This window comes from Mesorhizobium sp. LSJC280B00 (assembly GCF_000502835.1).
Classification (GTDB): domain Bacteria; phylum Pseudomonadota; class Alphaproteobacteria; order Rhizobiales; family Rhizobiaceae; genus Mesorhizobium.
In genome coordinates, this window is sequence record NZ_AYVL01000004.1 from 443,774 (window position 1) to 463,085 (window position 19,312).

Consider the following 19,312-nt stretch of genomic DNA (forward strand, 5'->3'; position numbering starts at 1 on the left):
CCGGCGAGCGCCATTCATGATGGATAGAGGAGCGGTGAAAGGCAAGCAATGGAATAGTCATTCAACATGACTAACTATTGACAGGCCGAATCCGCTGTGCTTCTAAAGTGCCCGGAGGAGTTCTCAACCGTCATCATCGTCCAGCCCAGGTTGGACCTCGACACGCATGTGTTCGGGGGCGGGAGAATTGCGTGCATCGGTCGGTTTGCGACGACGAGCGTGCATTGGGAGAGCGTCTCGCGGCCGTACGCATTCGTACGGCCGGGGCAACCACAAGGAGGAGAATTCAATGTTAGGATTGCTGAAAACCGTCAGTCTGGGAGTGCTCGTTGTATCAGCGCTTGCCGTAACATCCCTGGCGCATGCGGAAGATGTCAAGCTGATGGACGGCGTCGCGCCGCGCCCCGACGACACGCGCATGACCGCGGCCGGTGCGTTCAAGAAGGACCCGCCCTGGGTCATCGGAATGAGCGACTTCGGCGTCAACGCAAACACCTGGACCGTGCAGGTGGCGCACGAGGCGGAAAATGCCGCAGCAAAGGACAAGCGCATCTCGAAGTTCATCCTGCTCGATGCCGGCTTCGACCAGAAGAAGCAGGTGGCCGATATCGAGGATCTGATCGCGCAACATGTCGACGCGATCATCGTTCAGCCGGTGACCAGCACATCGGCCAACGCCAGCATCGCCAAGGCGGTCGCCGCCGGCATCCCCGTCATTCTTCATACCGGCCGCATCGATTCCGATGCCTACACCACGGAAATCCAGGGCGGCGCCGAACATTTCGGCAAGGTGATGGGCGACTGGCTGGTGAAGACCGTCGGCGACAACGGCAAGATCTGGGTCCTGCGTGGCCTGGCCGGCCATCCGGAAGACACTAACCGCTACAACGGCCTCTTGGAATCGCTCAAGGGCACGCATGTGCAGATCACCGCCGAGGAGCATGGCGACTGGCAGTACGACAAGGCCAAGAAGCTGTGCGAGACACTCTATCTGAACAATCCGCAGGTCGACGGCATCTGGTCGTCCGGCGCCGACATGACACGCGCCTGCGTCGACGTCTTCAAGCAGTTCGGCACGCCCATTCCACCGATTTCGGGCGAGGGCAACAATGGCTATTTCGGCCAGTGGATCACGGACGGATTCAAGTCGATCTCTCCCGAATACAGCCCCGCCCAGGGCGCCGCCGGCGTGCGCGCCGCTGCTGCGCTGCTTGAGGGTCAGCAGCTCTACAAGCGCTATGTCTACAACCCCGACGGCTGGGACAAGGACAAGGCTGCCAAATACTATCGCGACGATTTGACGGCCAATGTCTGGTGGCCGAGCGAACTGCCGGAGGACAAGCTCAAGGAATATTACGGCAAGAAGTGACGGCGCCGTGGCTGGCGGGGAGTGGACAAGCATTCCCCGCAGGCCGTTCCATCTGTCGAATCCGGTTCGTTCGAGGGTTTCGTGACCAATCTTATCGAGATGTCCCACATTTCGAAGGCGTTCGGAGGGAGCAAGGCGCTCCACTCCGTTTCCCTCGATCTGAAGGCGGGCAGCGTCCACGCCCTGATGGGGGAGAACGGCGCCGGGAAATCGACGCTCATGAAGATCCTGGCGGGCGTGCATCAGCCCGATTCCGGCGAAATCTTCATGAACGGGGAAAAGCTCGATCTGAAGTCGCCGCGCGACGCGCTGGATGCCGGCATTTCGACCGTTTTCCAGGAGCACTCGCTGCTGCCCAATCTGTCGATCGCAGAGAACATGTTTCTCGGCCGGGAGCCGACGACCCGGTTCGGCTCGATCGACTATCCCGAGATGAGCAGCCAGACCGCCAAGGCGCTTGGCGAACTCGGCCTCACCCTCGACCCATCACAACTCGTCTCCAACCTGACGATCGCCGAGCGGCAATTCGTCGAGATCGCGCATTGCATCCAGGCGGACGCCAGCGTGCTCATCCTGGACGAGCCGACGGCGGCGCTGAACGCGGCCGACGTCGATGTGCTCAACCGCAACATCCGCCGGCTGCGCGATAAGGGAAAGGCTGTTGTCTACATCTCGCATCGCATGGAGGAGATCTTCGAGCTGTGCGACACGGTCACGGTGCTGAAGGACGGCGCGCTGGTCGGCACCAGGGTGGTATCCGAGATCACCACCGACGAACTCATCGCCATGATGGTCGGACGCGAACTCCAGGACCTTTTTCCCGATCGCACGGGCGACAAGGGCGACGAGATCCTGCGCGCCGAAAACCTCAGGATCACCGAGACATCGCAGCCGCTGTCGCTGACTTTGCACAAGGGTGAGATCGTCGCTTTGGCAGGGCTGGAGGGGCAGGGCCAGCAGCGCTTCCTGAGATCGCTAATCGGCCGCTACCATCCCTTTGCCGGGACGATTTCCATCAACGGCAAAGCGCTCAAGATGCCGCTCTCGACATCATCAGGCGTTCGCCATTTGCAGCAACTGAAGGTCGGCTTCGTTCCCGAGGACCGCAAGGAAGAGGGGCTCTTTCTCGCCCTGCCGATCGCCCACAACATTGCCATCGGATTGCATTCGAGGCGATCCGAACTTGCGTCGGCGCGATCCTATCGAAGCGTTATCGCCCGCTTGATGGAGGTCATGAACATCAAGGCGGTAGGTCCATCCGCTCCGCTCGCCTCCCTATCGGGCGGCAACCAGCAAAAGGTTCTGCTCGGCCGCTACCTCGCCGCGGATCTCGATCTTCTGCTGGTGGAGGAGCCGACCCGCGGCGTCGACATCGGCGCCAAGTCGGAGATCTACCACCTGCTGCGCGACTTCACCCGCAAGGGCGGCGCGGTGCTGGTGTTGTCGCGCGAGACGATCGAGTTGATTGGGCTCTGCGACCGCATCTACGTCGTCCACCACGACACCATCGTTGCCGAAATGCCGGCGGCGCAGGCGACGGAACACAAGATCCTCGACGCGGCCCTGATGGGCGGCTCCACGCGCCAGCATTAGGGGCTTCCATGTATCATTCGCTGTTCAACATCCTGAGTGGCCGGAACACACGACAGGGCCTGTGGGGCCTGCCGCTGCTGGTCGCCTTGCTCATTTCGCTGTGGCTGACCGTCGAGACGACACAGTTCGCCACGGCCGAAAACCTTTTCAACCTGGTTGCCCAGGCGATGCCGCTGATCATCGCGGCGCTCGGACAGCTCATCGTCGTGCTGATCGGCGGGCTCGACCTGTCGGTCGGCTCGGTCATCAGCTTCACGACGGCGGTGCTGGCGCTGGACCAGCCGGCGATCGTGCTGATCCCGGCGGTCTTTCTGCTGGCCGCGTTCATCGGGTTGATCAACGGCCTGGCGATCACCAGCTTCAACGTCCATCCGATCATCGCGACGCTGTCGACGCAGTATATCGTGCTCGGCATAACGCGCATCTTGCGTCCTGTCTCCGGCGGCAGCGTGCCGGAGATCGTCATCGCTGCCGTTTCCGGCAGTTTCCTCGGCATTCCCTATCCGGTTTTCTGGGGGATCGTCGTGATCCTGGTGGGCTGGAAACTGCTCTACGGATCGCGGTACGGGCTGCACCTGTTTGCGATCGGCGGCGGCATCGCGTCCGGTGCCGAGAGTGCGGCCCGCAACTTCGGCGTCTCCGACCGTCGCAACATCATCCTCGCCTATGTGGTCTGCTCCTGTTTCGCGGCCGTTGCCGGTGTCTTCCTGGCCGGGCGCATCGTGTCGGGCGATCCGAATGTCGGGCTGCTTTTCGAGCTCGACACCGTCACCGCCGTAGCCCTCGGAGGCACCCAGCTTTCCGGCGGCATCGGCAGCCTGCACGGCACGGTGATCGGCGCGCTGGTGATGGCGCTGCTGGCCAACGGCATGAACCTTGCCAACGTCTCGCCCTTTGTCCAGACCGCGATCAAGGGCGGCATCCTGCTGGCGGTGGTCGGGCTGCAATCCCGCAAGAAAATGGGGCTCTGAGCGATGGCTGCCGTTCTTGCAAGTCCGATCGCCCGGGGCCTGCTGCGCATCCCGCCGTCCTATTTTGTTTTCATCGTGCTTTTGGCCACACTGTGGATCGCGCGGCCGAACATGCTCAACCTCAACATCATGGGCATCTTCATCCGGCAGATCGTTCCGCTTGGCATCCTGGTGCTGGGGCAACTCGTCGTCATGCGGGTGAAGTCGATCGACCTCTCCGGCGGCGGCATCATCCTCTTGATCAACTATTTCATCTCGTCGGGCAGCTTCCCCGGCGCGTCGATGCCCTTCTTCGTCGTGTTGGCGCTCGCCACCGGCCTCGTCATCGGCCTGTTCAACGGCTTCATGATCGGCAACCGGCGGGTGTCAGCGGTGATCGTCACGCTGGCGGTCAGCATCATCCTGGTCGGGCTGGTGCAGTTCCTGTCGAGCGGCAATCCACCCGGCGACGTGCCGAAGCTGTTCAACGACCTCTACAACACGAAATTCCTGTCGGTTCCGACGCCGGTTCTGTTCTGGATCCTGCTGACCGCCGCAGTGTCGCTGCTGCTGTCGCAGACGGTGTTTGGCCGCTATGTGGCCTCGGTCGGGGAGAATGCCGAAGCCGCCCATTTTTCCGGCGTGCCGGTTCAGCGCACCGTCATCTTGGCGCATGCGCTCGCCGGCCTGATCGCGGCGATCGCGGCCCTGGTGCAGACCGGTTCGATTGCCGTTGGGAGCGTCCGCGTGGGCCTCGATCTGCCGATCCTGGCCGTCGCGGCAACGATCCTTGGCGGCGTCGTCTTCGGCCGCGGCGACGGCGGCGTCTGGGGGCCATTCTTCGGTGCGCTGTGTTTTGCGCTGCTGTTCGTGGTGATGACGGTGCTCGGCATCGACGAGCCCGGCAAGCTCATCGCCCAGGGCGTCATCATCCTCGGCGCGGCGATCTTCTACGGAGTGCGCGTGCGAACCCCATGACTTGAGACAGCGAAAGGCAAGACCGCCCGGCGCTGGCCGAGACCGACAAACCGCGCGTTCAGACAATTGTAAACAGATGGAGAGACATGGATGTCACCGCCAAAAAACATCATGTGCTATGGCGACTCGCTGACCTGGGGCTGGGTTCCGGTCAAGGAGGGGTCACCGACCTACCGCTACCCCTATGACCAGCGCTGGACGGGCGTAATGGCGGCGGCGCTCGGCGAAGGCTATCACATTGTCGAAGAAGGCTTGAGCGCGCGCACGACCTGCCTCGACGACCCCAATGACCCGCGCCTGAACGGGGCCAGCTACCTGCCCTCGGCCATCGCCAGCCATCTGCCGCTGGACCTGGTCATCGTGATGCTCGGCACCAACGACACCAAGTCTTATTTCCGCCGGACGCCTTACGAGATCGCCAATGGAATGGCGAAACTGGTCGGGCAGATCCTGACAAGTGCCGGCGGTGTCGGCACGCCCTATCCGGCTCCGAAGGCGCTGGTCATTGCGCCGCCGCCGCTCACCCCGATGCCCGACCCATGGTTCGAGGGCATGTTCGGCGGCGGTCACGAAAAGTCGAGGGATCTGGCCAGGCAGTACAAGGCGATGGCCGATTTCATGAAGATCGACTTCCTCAACGCCGGCGATTTCGTCACCACGGACGGTGTCGACGGCATTCACTTCACCGCCGAAAACAACGCCGATCTCGGGCGCGCGGTCGCCGACAAGGTCAGATCGATTCTTGGGCCAAGCCGCGTCAGCACCGCCGCCTGAAGCTGCAACCCCGCCGGCTTGCGGCACACAGGCCGACGGAGTGTGTCGCACCTTCCTCCCGCGATGCACAAAATACGGGGCCGGACGATGAGTTCGACCCCGTATTTTTTGTTGCTTGGATGGTTGTCTTAGCCTGGCCCTGATCAGCTGGCCGCCGCAATCGAACGGCTAAGTACGATCGGGGAACGGGGGCGGGAGAGCGCTACCGCCTTTCCCCACACCCGTCAGGTGGGCGGTTCCTGCTTCGTTGTCTCGAATAGGGGTTCATTTTGAGCCGGAACTTTTGACCGTGAGCGATCATTCGCTCCGAGCAGGACAACCATCCACTTTTGGGAGCCAACGTTGACGTAAGCCACTTCGTGATCTAAGTAGTTGCTGGCATTGCCGCATCTGCAATTCGTCATTCAGATGGATCAAACACCGTGATGCCCATCAACGTTCGAGACGCTCGCGCCAGTCGCAATGTTGCTACCGCCGCACAACAGCCGTGCTTTCCCTGACAATCAACCTTATGGCAAGTTCGCGTTGCCTCAAGTGGAGCCGCTGCGAAGGCGAGGCGAGGATATAATCGGCCGCAATACGGCCCATGTCTCTGGCCGGCACTTCCAGTGTGGTCAGTTCGGGCGAGGTAAGTTCCGCAATCTCCAGATTGTCGAATCCGACGACCGAGACCTCCTGCGGTACAGCGATGCCTTCGGCGTGACAGTACTTGATGGCGCCGGCAGCAAGGATATCGCTGCCGCAAAAAACGGCCGTTGGCCTCCTGGCGTCTTCCATCAGGCGCGTCATGCAAGTCCTGCCGTCGTCTAGTCTGTAGGCCCCTTCGACCACCGGCACCGTGCCGCGGTGGATGCCGGAACGTTCGAGTTCTTTCAGGAAGCCGTCGCGGCGACCAGCCGCACGATCATTGTCCTGGGTGATGCCGGCGATCATACCGAGTCTGGTGTGTCCGAGGTCGAGCAGATAACGTGCCGCGGTGCGGCCTGCCTTTTCATTGTCGAAACCCACGGCGGCACCGATATCGGTCGCTTGCGACGTGTAGGTATAGACATAGCCGATACGCTTCTGCTCAAGCATGGCCAGAGTGGCTGGCCGGTGTGTTGAGCCCACGAGGACCACCGATTCGACCCCGCGCTCGACTAGGAGTCGCGCCTGCTCGTATTCAAGATCGATGTCGTAGGTCGAGGTGTTGATGATCAGCGAAACGTTCTTTTCGGCAAGCCGTGCCTGGAGCCCGTCGACCATCGTGGCGTAGATCGCGTGGTCCAATGTCGGAATGATCGCGCCGACCAACCTTGTCCGGGTCGACCGCAGCGCCCTCGCGGAACCATTGGGCACATAGCCTAGATCCCGTGCCGCCCGCGCAACACGATCCCGTACCACCTCGTTCACGGTGGGGTTGCCATTGAGCACGCGCGAGACGGTGGCCGGCGAACAGTTCGCAAGCCGGGCTACGTCAATCAGCTTTGCGCCGCCATCCTCGATATCCATTGAGTCCTCGAATCCGACGGTTCCGAGAAACCGTTTTCCAGATGACACACTTTTTTTCTCAACGCTACACCATCTTTCTTTGAGAAAGCCTTTAGACTAGGGCTTGACAGCTCTGTGAAAAGGCGTGAAAACGATTTCACAAATGCGCAAGCCATAGCGCAGAACCAAGGGAAGAGAAATGCTCAACGGCATCAAAGTCGTCAGCTTCTGCCATTTTCTGCAGGGTCCTGCGGGTGCCCAGTATCTCGCGGACATGGGTGCGGATGTCGTCAAGGTCGAACCTATCGACGGCGCCCATGAACGCCGCTGGTCGGGTGCCGACGTCTATGTGGAAGGGGTCAGCGGCTTCTATCTCTGCGCCAACCGCAACAAGCGCTCCATCGGCATCGATCTGAAGAGCACCGAAGGCAAGCAGGTCGCCCGCCGCCTGATCGCCGGTGCCGATGTGGTGATGGAGAATTTCCGACCGGGCGTGTTCGCCAAGCTTGGCTTTGACGAGGAAACGCTCCGCGACATCAACCCAAATCTGATTTTCGCTTCGGCGAGCGGTTTTGGCACCACAGGCCCGATGGCGATGAAGCCCGGTCAGGATCTTCTCGCTCAGGCACGGTCCGGGCTGATGAGCGTCACTGGAACTCCAGAGCACGGCCCCACGCCGGTCGGCGCGGCGATCGTCGACCAACATGGCGGTGCATTGCTTGCGATGGGCATCCTGGGTGCGTTGGTACGCCGTTTGCGGGACGGCAAGGGCACGCGCGTCGAAGCAAGCCTGATCAACTCCGCAATCGATCTGCAGGGCGAGCCTCTGGTCAACTACTTTGCTGGTGGCATGAACCGTGAGGTGCTGAATCGCGAGAAGAACCTGGCCACCTGGTTTCATGCGGCGCCCTACGGCGTGTATCCGACGAGTGATGGCCATGTGGTGGTGTCGCTGTGCGAATCGGCCGTGCTGGCCGAGGCGCTCGACAGCGACAGGCTGCTCGAGGTGGTCGGCGTCGACCGCTATGTCGAACGCGATGAGTATGCGCGCCGGCTAGCCCTCGCTACGGCCCGCTTTAGTACCGCCGAGCTCGCCGAGCGCTTCGACCACCATGGAATATGGTGGGCACCCATCAGCTACTATGACGACCTGCTGGCCGACCCTCAGCTCACCCACTCCCAAGTGTTTCGGCAGGTGAGCGTGCGCGGCCGCACGATCCACCTCGTCAATCATCCAAACAGATACGATGGCGAAGTGCCTGCATTACGGTTTCTGGCACTGGAGATCGGCGAGCACACGCGCGAGATTCTGGATGAGCTTGGCTATGCCGATGGTGAGGTCCAGCGCTTGCTGGCATCGAAGGCCGTGGTCGCTTCCCGTGAAAAGGACGATAGCATGATGGCACGGAAGGCTTCGTGATGCTGGACCAGGCCTCCCAGGCTGCGATGCCCGAGCATGCGGCGTCAGTCAATCGCGGACTTGCCATTGTGACGGGCGGCCGTCGCGGCATCGGGCGGGCCATCTGTTGTGAACTCGCTCAGGCGGGTTTCAACATCGCTGTCATTGACATCGTCGACGATGAGAATGCCAGCGAGACTGTCGATCTTGTCCGCAAGTACGGGCGAAATGCTGCTTTCTTCCGCAAGGACATATCCAAAACCTCGGACAATGCGGCGTTCATCGAGCGCATCGAAGCCGATCTGGGGGGAACCACTTGCCTAGTCAACAACGCCGGCGTGCAGGTTTCCGTGCGCGGCGATCTTCTCGATGTTACCGAGGAGAGCTTCGACCGGCTGGTCGGTATCAATCTGCGCGGCACGTTCTTCTTCACCCAGGCCGTGGCTCGCGCAATGCTTTCCCGGCCGCAAGCCCGGCTCGAACGGTCGGTGGTGACGATCACCTCTGCGAACGCCGGCTTGATCTCGCCGGAAAAGGGTCCGTACTGCATATCCAAGGCCGGACTGTCGATGGCTTCCCAGCAGTTCGCCATTCGTCTGGCGGATGCGGGCATCCGGGTGCACGAGATTCGCCCCGGCCTCATCCAGACCGATATGACCGCCGATGTCTACGATAAGTACTCGGCGCAAGTCGAGGCGGGGGAGCTTTCGGCGATCAGGCGGTGGGGGCAGCCAGAAGACATCGCCCGCGGGGTGGCGACGCTGGCCGTCGGGGGCATGCCATTCAGCACCGGGGATATCTACCACATCGGCGGCGGCATGCAGATGCATCGCTTGTGATCTTTTTTGACGAGTTCAAGAAAACGATTTCTTGGAGTGGACATGATGAAGGACGCGGTTCTCGAGATGCGTGGCATCCACAAGCGCTTTCCCGGCGTCTATGCGCTGAACAATGTCAGCTTCGCCGTCCGCAAGGGCAGCGTGCACGGCGTCATCGGTGAAAACGGCGCCGGCAAGTCGACACTGATGCGTGTCCTGTCCGGCGCGTTCTTGGCCAATGAGGGTGAAGTGGCCATTGACGGGAATGTGGTGGCGGCGCCGACGCCGGAGCGGATGCTTGAGCTCGGAATCGCGGTTATCTATCAGGAGCTCGCCCAGGCTCCGCATCTCACGGTGGCTGAAAACATCTTTCTCGGCCGCCTGCCGAAGACGCGTCTGGGCATGATCGACTGGCGCCGAGCGGAAGCCGCGGCTCGGGATGTGCTCGACAGGCTTGGCTTCCGTGTCGATCCGGCTGCGCGCATCGATACGATCAGTGTCGCGCAGCGCCAGATGGTCGAGATCGCAAAGGCGACTGCCCGCGATGCTCGCATCGTGGTGCTCGATGAGCCGTCCGCTGTACTAGGCGACGCCGAGCTTGAACATCTTTTCAAGACGATCCGGCAGCTGAGCAGCGAACATGGCGTTTCGTTCATCTACATCACCCATCGCCTGAAGGAACTTTATGAAATCTGCGATGAGGTCACCGTGCTGCGGGACGGCCAGGTCGTCGCCTCGATGCCACTTGGCCAGACGACCACGCCCGATCTCATCCGCCACATGGTCGGGCGCGAACTCAGGGATGTCTTTCCAGCACGCCCGCAACCAGGCGATCAAATCCGCCTAGATGTGCGCAATCTGTCGCGGGCCGGCGTGCTGAAGGATATCTCCTTCAATGTCAGGCGCGGTGAGATCGTCGGCATCTGCGGCCTTGCCGGTGCGGGCCGGACCGAGGTGCTGCGCGCCATCGCCGGCGCCGATCCGATCGACGGCGGTGAGATCAGGATCGACGGCCAATTGGTCGCCATCGACGGGCCGCGTCGGGCACTTGCGCACGGCGTCGGCCTGCTGCCCGAGGATCGCAAGACCGAGGGTCTTTTCCTCGAGCAGTCGGTCGCCTTCAACGTCACCGTTTCAGAGCTGGCGCCGCTGACCCGCGGCGGCCTGATCAATGGCCGTCGCGAGCACGAGGCTGTCTCCCGGTTCATCCAGCAGATGCGCATCAAAACGCCGAACCCCAGCACCAAGGTCCGCACCCTGTCGGGTGGCAATCAGCAGAAATGCGGCATCGCCCGTCAACTGCATGCCGGAACGGAGATCCTGCTGGTCGACGAGCCGACGCGTGGCGTCGATGTGGCAGCCAAGCGCGAAATCTACGACCTGCTCGCCGAACTGACTTCGAAGCGCGGCGCAAGCGTCGTGATGGTGTCGTCCGAATTGCCGGAAATCCTCGGCCTCTGCAATCGCATCATCGTCATGCGCGAGGGCGCCATTTCGGCGGTTTTTGAGGGCGAGGGCGCGACCGAGGAAACAATCATGGCCCATGCGGTTTGGCAGTGAGGAACGACATGAGTACCCGCAGCTATCAACAATTCATCGGCGGGCGATTTGTCGAGGGTTCAGGCTCCGGTTCGATCGAGCGCCAGTCGCCGGCCACTGGTGAACTGGTCGCCCGCTATTCTGATGGCGCGCCCGAGGATGTCGATCTTGCCGTCGAGGCGGCGCGTATCGCCTTCGAGGAAGGGCCGTGGTCGCGTATGAGCGGCATGGAGCGCGCGGAGGTCCTGAACCGTCTCGCCGATTTGATCCGCATCAACCGCGACCGGCTCGTCAGGATCGAAGTCGAGGAGGTCGGTAAGCCGATCCGCTTCGCGCGCGGCGATATTGACGGTGCAACCGGCCTGACGCGCTATGCAGCTTCGCTGGCCATGCAGATGGCGGGCCTGACCTACACGAACATTGGTGATGGCAAGACGGCGCTGATCAGCCGTGAAGCGGTAGGCGTTGTGGCGCTGGTCACGCCATGGAATTTCCCGGCGCTGATCCTGTCGCAGAAAGTCCCGTTTGCGCTCGCCGCCGGCTGCACCGTGGTGCTGAAGCCGTCGGAGTTCACGTCAGGTTCCGCGTTCGAGATCGCCGCGCTTGCGGACGAGGCCGGCGTGCCGGCCGGCGCCTTCAATGTCGTCAGCGGCTATGGCGCAACCGTTGGCGACCATCTCACCGGGCACCCGGGCATCGACTTCGTTTCCTTCACCGGTTCGACTCGCACCGGCAGCCGTGTCGTCGGCAACACGTCCCGTCACCTAGTCAAATCCTCGGTCGAACTGGGCGGCAAGTCGGCCAATATCGTCTTTGCCGATGCGGATCTGGAAGCCGCGGCGGATGGCGCGCTGATGGGCGTGTTCTTCAACAATGGCGAGTGCTGCGTTTCGGGTTCGCGGCTATTCGTGCAGTCGTCCATCGCAGACGATTTTATCGCCAAAGTGATCGCGCGCTCCCGCAAGATGAAGGTCGGCGATCCGTTCGACGGCGACACGGATGTCGGAGCGCTGATCGATCGCGACCATCTGGCCAAGGTGACCGGCTTCGTCAAAAGCGGGATCGAGGAAGGCGCCCAGCTCGTACTCGGCGGGAACGTAGCGACGGAGGCGGTCGGTCATTTTCACGAAGCGACCATTTTCGACCGGGTCGAGCCGCATATGACCATCTTCCGCGAAGAGATATTTGGCCCGGTGCTTAGCATCACCCGGTTCGATACGGTGGATGACGCGGTGCGGTTGGCCAACGACACGGCCTATGGCCTGTCGAACTACATCTGGTCGAAGAATATCGACACGGTCCTAACCGTCGCCAAGCGCCTGAAAAGCGGCTGGGTGCAGGCCAACACGATCATCGACGGCGCCCCGCAGCTTCCGCTCACCGGGGTGAAGGGATCCGGTTTCGGCTACGAGATGGGCCAGGCCGGCTTTGAAGAGTTCACCCAGCTTAAGACGCTGCTCATTCAGACCGGGCCGCGCGCCCCGGTCTTTCCGGTCTGAGACGGGCCATGACCATTCCGCGCCTCATCGTCACCGATGTCGACCGTACCTTGCTGACACACAACCATATGCTGCCACAGCGTGTGGCCGACGCGGTGGGCGCGGTGCGGGAGGCAGGTATCACTGTTGTTCTGGCGACGGCGCGCTCACCGCTTGGCGTGAAGCCCTATGCGGAACGGCTCGGAGTTGCCAGCCTCGTCATCTGCTTCAACGGCGCTTGGATCGGCGATGTCTCCACCGGCATTGCGGTGTCGGAGCAGCGAATCGGGCGCGCCGATGCGCTGCACGCCATGGCACTAGCTCAGGCTGCCGGCGTCCGGCCAATGTGGTTCACCGGGACCGCCATTCACGCGCTTGCCGAAGACCCGGTCATCGTCCGCGAAGCCGGCGTGACTAACGAGCCTTTGCTGTTGGCGGACGCGATGGAAGACCTGCCGGGTGCGCCGGGCAAGATCATGTGCGTCGCCGCTCAGCCGGCCGGCCGCGTTGCTTTTGGAGCGCTGCGCGCGAATCTCGGCAACCGCCTGTCGGTATCGGGGTCGCATCCGCGCCTGCTCGAAATCGGGCCGGCCGACGTCTCCAAGAAGGTCGCCATCGCGACCGTTGCGGCCAAACTGAGAATTGCAGCGGAAGACTGCGCCGCCGCCGGCGACGCCGAAAATGATCTCGACATGCTGGCCTGGGCCGGCATGGCGGTCACGGTCGCTAACGCGGTGCCGGAGGTCAAGCTCTTGGCACAGTTCGTCGGACCGTCCTGCGACGATGGGGGACTGGCCGATGCCGTGGCCTGGCTGATGCAGCGGCAATGCACCCTCGCAACGGCAGACGAAACGGGAGGAAGGAATGGTTGAGATGACAACTGGACAAGGATTGGCGTCGAGGCCGGGGTCGGCGGGACGCCTGCGAGGCTGGGCGCAGAGCCTTGGCCTGCTCTGGGTCCTGATCGTGTTGTGCGCTTTCGCGGTGTACCTGTCGCCGAGCTTCATCCAGACCGGCAACATGTTGAATGTCGGCCGCCAGGTCGCGCTCTTTGGCATCGTCAGCGTCGGCATGACCTTCGTCATTCTGACACGCGGCATCGATCTTTCTGTCGGTTCCATCGTCGGCGTCGTCTCGGTTGCCACAGCGCTAATGCTCTCATCAGGCGTTCCAATCCCGTTGGCGATGATCGCGGCGCTGGGGATGGGAGCCGTGTTCGGCGCCATCAACGGAGCTGGCGTCGTTTTCTTCGGGATGCCGCCCTTCATCATGACCCTCGGCACGCTGGTGATGGGGCGCGGCATTGCCATGACCATCGCCAACGGCGAGCCGAAGACGCTGGGCGATGCTTCGGATGCCTTCTCCTATCTGGGCAGCGGTTTTCTGTTCGGCATTCCCGTGCCGATCTGGATCTTCGTTGCCATAGCCGCCGCGGCTTTCGTGATCCTGCGACACACGCCATTCGGTCGCCAGATCTACGCGGTCGGCTCAAACACCGAGGCGGCGCGGCTTGCCGGCATCAACGTGCCGCGCGTGCTCATGTTGGTCTATGCCATCTCCGGTGTGCTTTCGGGGCTGACCGCCCTGGTTTTTGTCTCACGGCTCACTGTTGGTGAGCCCACCGCCGGCACCAATCTCGAACTCGAGGCCATCTCGATCGTCGTCATCGGCGGCACCAGCCTGTTTGGTGGCGAAGGCGGCGTCATCGGGACGGTGATCGGCGCCGCGATCATTGCTGTCATGGCTAATATATTGAATTTGCTAGGCATATCACCATTCACGCAACAGATCGTGAAGGGCGCCATCATCATCGCTGCGGTGATGTTCGAGGTCTACCGTCACGAAAGGCGGTCCTGACATCCATGCGCGGCGGCAGTCACCAAACGGACTGGTCGTCACGCATTGGAACCTGAATGAAAATCAATGGAGGAGTGAAAAAATGACCAGTCGCAGACATTTCCTACGCACCACAGCACTTGCTGCAACCTTGGCGATCGGTGGCCTGCTGCCGGGTGCAGCTTTCGCCCAGGACAAGATCAAGATCGGCTTCAGCCAGGCCACCATGAACCACCCATGGCGGGTAGCCATGGTGGAAGGCAACAAGAAGTATGCCGCCGAGCACTATCCTGATGTCGACCTCATCGTGACCGACGGCAACAATGACGCGACCAAGCAAGTTGCGGACGTCGAAAGCCTGATTGCACAAGGCATCAAGGTGCTGATGATCTCGCCGCTTACCGAGCAGGCGTTGACGCCCGTCGTCAAGGAAGCGATGGACGCCGGGATCAAGGTCGTGACCCTCGATCGCAAGGTCAACACGCCTGTCACCGTCCATGTCGGCGGCGAGAACCTGCCGCTCGGCGTTGGCGCGGGCGAATTCCTTGCGAAGAAACTGAACGGCAAGGGCAACATCATCGAGTTACAGGGAACCGCTGGTGCTTCCGCTACCATCGATCGCAACAAGGGCTTTGCGGAAGCGATCGCAAAGCACCCCGACATGAAGGTCGTTGCCTCGCAAAACTGCGACTACACCCGCGACAAGGCGGTGAAGTTCATGGAGGATATGGTTCAGCGCTTTGGGCCGGGCCAGATCCAGGCCGTCTACGCGCACAATGATGAGATGGCGCTCGGCGCGATCCAGGTGCTGGAGGCCGCCGGCCGACTCAACGAAGTGGCAGTGGTTGGTATCGACGGCCAGGAGACTGCCTTCGAGGCGATCAAACAGGGCAAGCTCGCTGCGACCTTTGTCTATCCTTTCGTCGCACCGGAAGGGATCGAGACCGCCTACAAGGTGGCCAAGGGCGAAGAGGTCCCGGAGACGATTACCTTGCCGACGGTTTCGGTGACCCCGGATAATATCGCGGACATGATCGGCAAGGGCTTCTGAGGTTCTTCCGTGGACAAAGGGACGCCGCGGTATTGGCGCGGCGTCCCGAAGTTTCAAATAGGAATTGGATGATGAGTGACAAGAAACCGTTTGCTGCCCAAGGCGTCATTCCCGCGTGCCTGATGCCGTTCACCGCCGATCTGGCTGTCGATGAGCGCGCCTACCGCAAGCACCTCGCTGACATCTCCTCGGTCGAAGGCATTTCTGGCATCACCATCAATGGCCATGCGGCCGAAGTGCATGCGCTCACCATCGACGAACAATACCGCGCGATCGCGGTAACCAAGGATGTGCTGCAGGACCAGGTTCCGACCATTGTCGGCGTCTATACAAACTCCAGCCTCGAGGCCGCGCGCATCGCCGCCTGTGCGCAGAATGAAGGGGCCGACGCGTTGCTTGTGTTCCCGCCCGACTTCATGACGCTCGGTGGGCACCTGCGGCCAGAGATGATCGTCGAGCATCTCAAGCGCATCACCGATGCGTCCAACCTGCCGATCATTCTGTTTCAGTATCCACTGGCATCGAACCTTGCCTACCCGCTGCCAACGCTGCTCGAACTCTGCCGCCGCTTTCCCTCGATCGTCGCGATCAAGGACCAGTGCGGCGACGGCAATTTGCACGAACGTCAGATCCGTGAATTGAAAGCCCTCGACCGTCCGGTCAACATTCTCACCACCCACAGCGCCTGGCTGCTCGGCTCGCTGGCACTTGGCTGCGACGGGCTCCTGTCAGGCGCCGGCAGCGTCATCGCCAGCCTTCAGGTTGCGCTGTTCCGTGCCGTGCAGACAAACGATCTCAAGACGGCCAAGGCGATCAATGACCGTATCTATCCGACGGTCCGGGCCTTTTATGACGCGCCGCTTCTCGATATGCACAATCGCATGAAAGAGGCGCTGGTCCTGCTCGGGCGACTGGACGAAGCCCATGTCCGGCCCCCATTGATGAAGCCAAGCCCCGCCGAGATCGAGAAGATCCGGGGACTGCTGGCTGCTGCCGGATTGAGCGCGGAGACGCTTTACAGGAAGGTCGCCTAATCAATGATGGACCGCCTCGTGCAGGCAGCGGAACCGTCGCCCGGCATCCGGCTGCTGACCCTAAACCGGCCGGAAAAGCTGAATGCGTTGTCCAAAGCGCTGCTAGCCGAATTGAGCCAACTGCTTGCTGGCTATGACGCTGACGCAGAGGTCGGCTGCGTAGTGCTGACGGGCGCCGGTCGCGCCTTCGCGGCTGGCGCCGACATTTCTGATATGCTGGAACGCGGCGTCGCCTCCTATACCGATCCGGAGCGCCTGGCATGCTGGCGTGCCATAGAGTGCTTCTCCAAGCCCACTATCGCCGCCGTGAATGGCTATGCGCTGGGCGGCGGACTGGAGCTTGCGTTGCTGTGCGACATCATCATTGCCTCGCAGACAGCTCAATTCGCAACGCCGGAAATCAAGATTGGCTCGTTCCCGGGCGATGGCGGCACGCAGCGCCTGCCGCGCCTCGTCGGCAAATCCTTTGCCATGCAGATGGTGCTGACCGGCGAGATGGTCGATGCTGCCCTTGCCGAGCGAAAGGGGTTGGTCAGCGAAGTCGTTGCCGCCGACAGGCTGTTGCCGCGCGCGCTGGAGATTGCCGCCGCGATCGCCACCAAATCCGTTGCCATCACGCCCTATGCCAAGAAGGCCGTTCTGGCGGCATTCGAGACCGATCTGCAAACCGGGCTGCAGATCGAGCACCGGCTGACGGTCAAAGCCTTCGCCACGGAGGATCGGGTCGAAGGCCTGCGGGCCTTCGCCGAAAAACGGCCGCCGGCGTTCAAGGGCAAATAGCAGTCATTGCTGTCGGCGCTAGCCGCCGACGCGACGAAAGCGCCGTCAGGCGCGAAGGGAGGCAGCACATGTGGGACTATATCATCGTTGGCGCGGGTTCGGCGGGCTGCGTGCTGGCCAACCGCCTGTCCGAGGACCCCGATGTCAAGGTGCTCCTGCTCGAGGCCGGCAGCCGCGACTGGAATCCGATGATCCATATTCCAGGCGGGATCGGCAAGCTGTTCGGCCCCGGCGTCAACTGGCGGTTCCACACGGTTCCGCAGAAGAACCTCGACAACCGCGCCATCTGGTATCCGCAGGGCAAGACGCTTGGCGGGTCGAGTTCGATCAATGCGATGATCTACATCCGCTGCCAGAAGCAAGACTATGACAATTGGGCGGCGCTTGGAAACGATGGATGGGCGTATGAGGACATCTTGCCCTATTTCCGCAAATCCGAGGACAATGATCGGCTCGCCAATCGCTATCACGGGCAGGGGGGCCCGCTCGCAGTGTCGGATCAGGTCGGCCCGCACACATTGACCCGGGCCTTTGTCCGTGCCGTGCAACAATATGGCCTACCGTACAATCCCGACTTCAACGGCGACACCATGTATGGCGCCGGCTTCTACCAGGTCACCTGTCGCGATGGCCGCCGCCGGTCGTCCGCTGTCTCCTATCTGCATCCCGTCGGCAAGCGCCCCAACTTGACGGTCAGGACACATGCCCGGGTCACAAGGATCGTTGTCGAGAACGGCCGCGCCGTCGGCGTCGAACTTTCGGAAGGCAAGTCGCGGAAGGTGCTGCGGGCCGAAAGCGAGGTGATCGTATCGGCAGGAGCCATCAACTCGCCGCGCCTGCTGATGCTGTCCGGTATCGGACCGGCCGACGAGTTGAAAGCTCTCGGGATCGCGCCGGTAGCCGATCTCAGCGGTGTCGGCCGGAATCTGCAGGACCATCTCTGCACCAACGTCCATCTGACGCTCAGGGACCCGATCAGCTATGACGGCCAGGACCGCTATCCCAAGGCACTTCTGCACGGCCTCCGCTGGCTGCTCTATCGCAATGGCCCGGCTGCATCGGTTATCGTGGAGGGCGGCGGCTTCTTCCAGAGCGAGGGTGCGTCGCGGCCCGACCTGCAGATCCACATCGCGCCCGCCATGGTGGTGCGTGGCGGCCAGACCCGGCTCGACGGTCATGGCTTCACCATCAACTCGACATTCCTTCGGCCACGCAGCATCGGGTCGGTCAAGCTGCGCTCATCGAACCCCGCCGACGAGCCGCTGGTCGACCCCAACTATCTGTCCGATCCCTATGATCGCGACATGGCGCTGAATTCTGTACGGATCATCCGGGATGTGCTGGGGCAAAGCGAGATCGCCAAGTTCATCAAGGTCGAAAGATTGCCTGGACCGAATGCCAGGACTGACGAGGAGCTGATGGCCTATATCAGGCAATATGCCTGTTGCGATTATCACCCGGTCGGCACCTGCAAGATGGGCGTCGACGAGACCGCGATCGTCGATCCCGAGCTGCGGGTGCGCGGAATCGACAGCCTGCGGGTGATCGACTCATCGATCATGCCAGTACTGATCAGCGGCAACACGAATGGGCCAACGATGATGATCGGCGAAAAAGGCGCCGATCTGATCAAGGGGGTGCAATCTGCACGCGCCCGACACGCGATCGCAGCAGTCGCGTAAGCCCTCGGAAACCAGGCCGGTGCAATTTCTTGTTTTGTCTCGCCGTCGCACGGAACAGTTCAGCGACGCTGATTTCGAGCTGTTGGTCCCGAGTGAGGGCGCACAGGCGCGCTATCTCTACAGCATCGGCTTCACACGCCAGATCTGGCATCGCGGCGACATGCCCGGCGCCTGCCAGATGGTCGAGGCGAAGGACGAGATCGAGGTTCACGAGAAGCTGGCGACGTTGCCTTTAGCAAAGGCGGGGATGCTCGACTTCGAAATCATTCCGCTGAAGCCCTATGCCGCATTCATCTCGTCGTGAAAGTATCCAGGTACCGATGATCGATTCTCAACCCAATGCCGCAACGGTCCACTGCGCCTTTCCTCCGAAGGCAGAGGTCACAGGTTCGAATCCTGTCCGGTGCCAATAAGACCAAGTTCTTATGCGATATTTGGCTGTTTGCTTGCCGGCTTCCCACACGTCGGTCCCACATAGCACTCGCTGAGGACCGTTTTCGTCCAGCGAAACGGAAACTTCATAACCCCAGATTAACCATGATTGCCAACTAGGAGGATCGT

At 61.8% G+C, this 19,312-nt stretch carries 17 protein-coding genes; 16 read left to right on the forward strand and 1 reads right to left on the reverse strand.

From position 1 onward, the window contains the following. Positions 1-289: 289 nt before the first annotated feature. The 5 genes from X773_RS48335 to X773_RS48355 all read left to right on the forward strand — a co-directional run bounded on the left by X773_RS48335 (position 290) and on the right by X773_RS48355 (position 5,664). On the forward strand, positions 290-1,369 hold the full coding sequence (locus X773_RS48335) for a substrate-binding domain-containing protein (protein WP_023675552.1): 1,080 nt from the start codon (positions 290-292) through the stop codon (positions 1,367-1,369). Positions 1,370-1,450: 81 nt separating this feature from the next. After that, positions 1,451-2,962, forward strand: a complete 1,512-nt coding sequence (locus X773_RS48340) for a sugar ABC transporter ATP-binding protein (RefSeq protein WP_023675553.1) — start codon at positions 1,451-1,453, stop codon at positions 2,960-2,962. Between the two features lie 8 nt (positions 2,963-2,970). Continuing rightward, positions 2,971-3,933, forward strand: a complete 963-nt coding sequence (locus X773_RS48345) for an ABC transporter permease (protein ID WP_023675554.1) — start codon at positions 2,971-2,973, stop codon at positions 3,931-3,933. Positions 3,934-3,936: 3 nt separating this feature from the next. Further along, positions 3,937-4,890, forward strand: a complete 954-nt coding sequence (locus X773_RS48350) for an ABC transporter permease (RefSeq protein WP_023675555.1) — start codon at positions 3,937-3,939, stop codon at positions 4,888-4,890. A 90-nt stretch (positions 4,891-4,980) separates the two neighbouring features. Further along, complete coding sequence (locus X773_RS48355; protein WP_023675556.1) at positions 4,981-5,664, forward strand: SGNH/GDSL hydrolase family protein; 684 nt, start codon at positions 4,981-4,983, stop codon at positions 5,662-5,664. Positions 5,665-6,132: 468 nt separating this feature from the next. Here the strand turns inward: X773_RS48355 and X773_RS48360 are convergent, their stop codons facing one another. After that, on the reverse strand, positions 6,133-7,155 hold the full coding sequence (locus X773_RS48360; protein ID WP_023675557.1) for a LacI family DNA-binding transcriptional regulator: 1,023 nt from the start codon (positions 7,153-7,155) through the stop codon (positions 6,133-6,135). Between the two features lie 178 nt (positions 7,156-7,333). Here X773_RS48360 and X773_RS48365 point away from each other — a divergent pair, with 178 nt between their 5' ends. The 11 genes from X773_RS48365 to X773_RS48415 all read left to right on the forward strand — a co-directional run bounded on the left by X773_RS48365 (position 7,334) and on the right by X773_RS48415 (position 19,055). Next, positions 7,334-8,554 (forward strand): CaiB/BaiF CoA-transferase family protein, encoded by a 1,221-nt coding sequence (locus X773_RS48365; RefSeq protein ID WP_023675558.1) that lies wholly within the window; start codon positions 7,334-7,336, stop codon positions 8,552-8,554. Beyond that, entirely contained in the window at positions 8,554-9,372 is an 819-nt protein-coding gene (locus X773_RS48370) for a 3-ketoacyl-ACP reductase (protein ID WP_023675559.1), read from the forward strand. Before X773_RS48365 ends, X773_RS48370 begins: the two co-directional genes overlap by 1 nt. Before the next feature lie 42 nt (positions 9,373-9,414). Beyond that, positions 9,415-10,911 (forward strand): sugar ABC transporter ATP-binding protein, encoded by a 1,497-nt coding sequence (locus tag X773_RS48375; protein WP_245274642.1) that lies wholly within the window; start codon positions 9,415-9,417, stop codon positions 10,909-10,911. An 8-nt stretch (positions 10,912-10,919) separates the two neighbouring features. Next, positions 10,920-12,389: an aldehyde dehydrogenase family protein gene (locus tag X773_RS48380; protein ID WP_023675561.1), complete on the forward strand. Its 1,470-nt coding sequence runs from the start codon at positions 10,920-10,922 to the stop codon at positions 12,387-12,389. An 8-nt stretch (positions 12,390-12,397) separates the two neighbouring features. Further along, positions 12,398-13,240 (forward strand): Cof-type HAD-IIB family hydrolase, encoded by an 843-nt coding sequence (locus X773_RS48385; protein WP_023675562.1) that lies wholly within the window; start codon positions 12,398-12,400, stop codon positions 13,238-13,240. Position 13,241: 1 nt separating this feature from the next. Then, complete coding sequence (locus X773_RS48390; protein WP_245274643.1) at positions 13,242-14,225, forward strand: ABC transporter permease; 984 nt, start codon at positions 13,242-13,244, stop codon at positions 14,223-14,225. An 82-nt stretch (positions 14,226-14,307) separates the two neighbouring features. Then, positions 14,308-15,255 carry a substrate-binding domain-containing protein gene (locus X773_RS48395; protein WP_023675564.1) on the forward strand — a complete coding sequence of 316 codons (948 nt, stop codon included), beginning with the start codon at positions 14,308-14,310 and terminating at the stop codon, positions 15,253-15,255. Positions 15,256-15,326: 71 nt separating this feature from the next. Then, complete coding sequence (locus X773_RS48400) at positions 15,327-16,289, forward strand: dihydrodipicolinate synthase family protein (protein ID WP_023675565.1); 963 nt, start codon at positions 15,327-15,329, stop codon at positions 16,287-16,289. A 3-nt stretch (positions 16,290-16,292) separates the two neighbouring features. Next, positions 16,293-17,069: an enoyl-CoA hydratase-related protein gene (locus X773_RS48405; protein WP_023675566.1), complete on the forward strand. Its 777-nt coding sequence runs from the start codon at positions 16,293-16,295 to the stop codon at positions 17,067-17,069. A 68-nt stretch (positions 17,070-17,137) separates the two neighbouring features. Continuing rightward, a complete protein-coding gene (locus X773_RS48410) occupies positions 17,138-18,751 on the forward strand; it encodes a GMC family oxidoreductase N-terminal domain-containing protein (protein ID WP_023675567.1) in 1,614 nt (537 codons plus the stop codon). 19 nt (positions 18,752-18,770) lie between these two features. Then, on the forward strand, positions 18,771-19,055 hold the full coding sequence (locus tag X773_RS48415) for a muconolactone Delta-isomerase family protein (RefSeq protein ID WP_023675568.1): 285 nt from the start codon (positions 18,771-18,773) through the stop codon (positions 19,053-19,055). The last annotated feature ends 257 nt before the right edge of the window (positions 19,056-19,312 follow it).

Coding starts and splice junctions, on each gene's coding strand:
- X773_RS48335 (WP_023675552.1), top strand. CDS start 290: ATGTTAGGATTGCTGAAAACCGTCAGTCTGGGAGTGCTCGTTGTATCA.
- X773_RS48345 (WP_023675554.1), top strand. CDS start 2,971: ATGTATCATTCGCTGTTCAACATCCTGAGTGGCCGGAACACACGACAG.
- X773_RS48350 (WP_023675555.1), top strand. CDS start 3,937: ATGGCTGCCGTTCTTGCAAGTCCGATCGCCCGGGGCCTGCTGCGCATC.
- X773_RS48355 (WP_023675556.1), top strand. CDS start 4,981: ATGTCACCGCCAAAAAACATCATGTGCTATGGCGACTCGCTGACCTGG.
- X773_RS48360 (WP_023675557.1), bottom strand. CDS start 7,155: ATGGATATCGAGGATGGCGGCGCAAAGCTGATTGACGTAGCCCGGCTT.
- X773_RS48365 (WP_023675558.1), top strand. CDS start 7,334: ATGCTCAACGGCATCAAAGTCGTCAGCTTCTGCCATTTTCTGCAGGGT.
- X773_RS48370 (WP_023675559.1), top strand. CDS start 8,554: ATGCTGGACCAGGCCTCCCAGGCTGCGATGCCCGAGCATGCGGCGTCA.
- X773_RS48375 (WP_245274642.1), top strand. CDS start 9,415: ATGATGAAGGACGCGGTTCTCGAGATGCGTGGCATCCACAAGCGCTTT.
- X773_RS48380 (WP_023675561.1), top strand. CDS start 10,920: ATGAGTACCCGCAGCTATCAACAATTCATCGGCGGGCGATTTGTCGAG.
- X773_RS48385 (WP_023675562.1), top strand. CDS start 12,398: ATGACCATTCCGCGCCTCATCGTCACCGATGTCGACCGTACCTTGCTG.
- X773_RS48390 (WP_245274643.1), top strand. CDS start 13,242: ATGACAACTGGACAAGGATTGGCGTCGAGGCCGGGGTCGGCGGGACGC.
- X773_RS48395 (WP_023675564.1), top strand. CDS start 14,308: ATGACCAGTCGCAGACATTTCCTACGCACCACAGCACTTGCTGCAACC.
- X773_RS48400 (WP_023675565.1), top strand. CDS start 15,327: ATGAGTGACAAGAAACCGTTTGCTGCCCAAGGCGTCATTCCCGCGTGC.
- X773_RS48405 (WP_023675566.1), top strand. CDS start 16,293: ATGATGGACCGCCTCGTGCAGGCAGCGGAACCGTCGCCCGGCATCCGG.
- X773_RS48410 (WP_023675567.1), top strand. CDS start 17,138: ATGTGGGACTATATCATCGTTGGCGCGGGTTCGGCGGGCTGCGTGCTG.